Raw genomic sequence first — 3,306 nt, 5'->3', positions numbered from 1 at the left:
ACAGGCGACTTGGCAAGGTCACCCGCATCAACGGGAGCTTCGTTGCGTTCGTAGCGCCTCCGCCGGACACCGTCACACGGCCACACCAGCGCGTCTACAAGATCAATCCGACTTTGCAACAGCCCTGACACAGCCCCTACCCCGTATACGCATGCCGGCAACGGCCGGGCTCTGTTCCGACGACCACCCCGACTGCCGTACGCAGAGTCGGCCCTGCACTCCGGACAAGTGGTAGCCGAGAGCCTTCGCGATGACGGGGGCCGGGGCCTGGAGGACGAGTTGGCGGATCGCGGAGGTCCTGCCGCGCTGCGGTGGGAGGCCGATCTTCCGCAGGTGGACTTGGAGGCTGACCGGGTTCATCGGCTGTCCGGGCTGGCGGCCGGGGAAGAGCCACTGGGAGCTTCCGCTCCTGGAGCCGGGGGTACTTGGGCTGGTGACAGCTAAGGACGTCGAGATCCTGGTGTGGGGACGTCGATCACGTGTCCGGTCGCGGATCCGGCGGTCCCCGGCCGGGCAGGGCAGCCTCGGACCCCAACTTCCCTGCGATCATGGAACAGCCGGTGAACGGCCTCTGGGCAAGAATCCCGGACGGGCCGCGCGGGAGACCGGATCGCTTCACACGCCCCACACCCGCGCGGCCCGGCACCCGGCCGCCCCCTCGGTCGGCGGAAGAATGACCAGCGAGCGTTCCGGCCATGCAACTGGATGGGCATGAAATCAACCCGTATCAGATGATTACCATCGCCCCTCGGAACGATCGGCAGGATCTAAAACCGGGTGATTCACACGAAATCGCCCGTTCCAGCATTTGGACAAGATGGGGCGATTCGCCCTATCCAGTTACCCGGCCATTACACAGCCTCCTGCAACAGAGCCCCGGGCGGACCGACGCCGGCCCTCCCCAGCAACTACCCGCCCGGGACAAGAGCACTGACGGATGGGACTAAAGTCCCGTTCAGGTGGGGTCTTATGACTCGTGGCGTTGAGGGTTGGGATTCGTAGGATCGGCAGTGAGCCGATTGCCTCCTCAGACCTGAGGCTCGAAAACCCCCGTGGTTCGGAGGGGCTGGGAAACCAGCTGTTCTGAGCAGCCCCCAGGACGCCTTCCCCCCGGCCTCCTGGGGGCTTTTGCGTTTCGCGGTTGTGACAGGCACTTGGGGCGGGCGGGCTGAGCGTCGTCGAGAGCGGGGCTGCCCGTGTGGCCCGGGGCGGTGGGGTGAAGTTTCCCCGCGACCCTGGACACGTGTCTGTTACGCCGCGAGGCCTTCTAAACCGTGCCCTCGTACAGCCTTACAACGCAGTGGTGTGACAGCGAAGGCTGCGTTCACCTCCGATTACAGGGTGCGACCGGCCCTGAAGGTGGACTGGGTCCATCGGGCGCGGCCGACCGCACCTCGACGCTGACGGCCGGAGTGGTTTTCCGGGCTGCTGTCGAGATCTGTTCGTCGGCAGGCACGGAGGCGCGTAGCCGTTTACCAGTCCCGGCGTCTTTCGTGCACGGCCCGAGCCACGTGCCTTCCGTTTTCCAGCTGCTTCCATTCCGTCACCAAGAATCCGAATTTGCCGATTTCCTCTTGCGCTTCCCACCGGTCGAAGCCGGAAGCGACGTACGACGTGGACAGCGTGACGAGCCGGTCGTCGGCCTGCACGACCACAAGGCTCACAGCGTCGTCTCTCGCGGCGGCGAGCACCACGTACGGCACCCCGGCCGCTGCCGCTTCCACCAGCTCCCTCTCGGTCCCCGCGTCAAACATCGCGTCCATTTTCATACTCACAGAAAACGCCCTTTCTGGCTGGACACAACTCGTGGAGGCTGCCCCCTTACTCCGCGCGCCGCAGCCCAACGTCCCGGAGCCCTTTCCGCGGGCCTCCACGGGCAGCCTCGTTCATGGAGCGGCCCCGGGCCGCCTTCGAGGTCATACGCCGGACCTCCGCAGCCGGTGAGGGAGGAGGCCAGTGGGCGTTTGGACGGGCTCGTGCGCCAGCTTGCTGCGCGGGCGGGGACAGTCTCCCGCGCCGAGTGAACAGAGGATCCGTCGACAACGGAGACGCCAGCGAGCGGTTCGGGCGGTGGTCGAGGTCATCGAGCGCGCCGACCAGCGCGCGTTCTTCGGTGTCTCCTCGAGCGTTTCGACGATCACCCGCTCGACACCTCGCGGGTCACGGATCCGGGCGGCGTAGCGTGGATCGTGGTCGCAGTCGCGGGGAAGAGTTCCTGGCCGAAATGGGCGGTATGGCGACACGGGGTACGGACACGGACACCGCTCCTGGCTCTGCTGCTGGTGAGCACCGGCGCCGCGGGGCTGCTGGCCGCCTGGGTGATCACGATCGACAAGTTCAAGCTGCTGGAGGACCCGAACTTCACGCCGGGCTGCAGCCTGAACCCGGTCGTCTCCTGCGGCAACATCATGAAGAGCGACCAGGCGGCCGTCTTCGGCTTCCCCGACCCCATGCTCGGACTGGTCGCCCTACGGGATCGTGGTCTGCGTCGGCATGAGCCTGCTGGCCGGCGCCCGGTTCAGCCGCTGGTACTGGCTCGCCCTCAACGCGGGCACCCTCTTCGGCGTCGTCTTCTGCGCTTGGCTGACATACCAGTCCCTGGGCAATATCAACTCGCTCTGCCTGTGGTGCTCCTTGGCCTGGGCCGCCACGATAGTCATGTTCTGGTACGTCACCTCGCACAACGTCCGCGAGGGGCTGCTGCCCGCGCCGGGCCGGATCGGAAGATTTCAAGTCCAGTGAGACGGTTGTGACGCTATGAGGTTTGTGATGTGGGTTCCCTGCGCTTGGCCGGGTCGTTGATCCACGCTTTCTGGGGTATCTCGGGCGGCGGCCGAAGCGTTCAGGGTGGCGGGCATATGCCTGGTGGAGGGTAACGGCCCGCTGGTCGCGGACCTCCCGAAGTGGACGGATGCCGGCGTGTGCCAGCGCCGATCCCTGAATGGCGGTGCTCGTGGTTGCAGTACGCGATGAGCGCGTCGAACCACTCGCGGGCATGGGCCAGGTGTCGAAGCGGTCCGGGTAGTCGGACATGTACTTCGTGGTCTTGAACTGGGCCTCGCTGTAGGGGTTGTCGTTGGAGACCTTCGGCCGCGAGTGCGACCTCGTCCGAGGCGCAGCGGACCATCCGTATCCACCGGCCCGGCTGCTGGGCCATCACGGCCCCCACCGGATCCGCCCTGAGCCGCCCCGAAGTTCCCGGACAGCAGTCCCACTACAGTGGGACTGTTCGGAAAGGGAAGTCGGTTGTCGCAGAAGCGTAGAAAGTTCTCTCCTGAGTATCGGGAAGAGGCAGTGAAGATGGTG

At 66.0% G+C, this 3,306-nt stretch carries 1 protein-coding gene and 2 pseudogenes; 1 reads left to right on the top strand and 2 read right to left on the bottom strand.

Annotation, left to right across the window (positions count from 1 at the left end; genetic code table 11):
- Positions 1-1,472: 1,472 nt before the first annotated feature.
- Positions 1,473-1,763 (bottom strand): hypothetical protein, encoded by a 291-nt coding sequence (locus OTB20_RS41945; protein ID WP_267825148.1) that lies wholly within the window; start codon positions 1,761-1,763, stop codon positions 1,473-1,475.
- A 504-nt stretch (positions 1,764-2,267) separates the two neighbouring features.
- Between OTB20_RS41945 and OTB20_RS41940 the strand changes: the two are divergent.
- Positions 2,268-2,730: pseudogene (locus OTB20_RS41940) on the top strand (vitamin K epoxide reductase family protein); the annotation flags it as partial.
- Positions 2,731-2,755: 25 nt separating this feature from the next.
- Here OTB20_RS41940 and OTB20_RS43100 read toward each other — a convergent pair.
- Positions 2,756-3,105: pseudogene (locus OTB20_RS43100) on the bottom strand (integrase core domain-containing protein); the annotation flags it as partial.
- Positions 3,106-3,306: the final 201 nt, after the last annotated feature.

The sequence above is a fragment of the Streptomyces sp. H27-H1 genome, from assembly GCF_026627445.1.
GTDB lineage: Bacteria > Actinomycetota > Actinomycetes > Streptomycetales > Streptomycetaceae > Streptomyces.
Note: the sequence above shows the minus strand (reverse complement) of the source record. Positions and strands in the feature narration are given on the sequence as shown.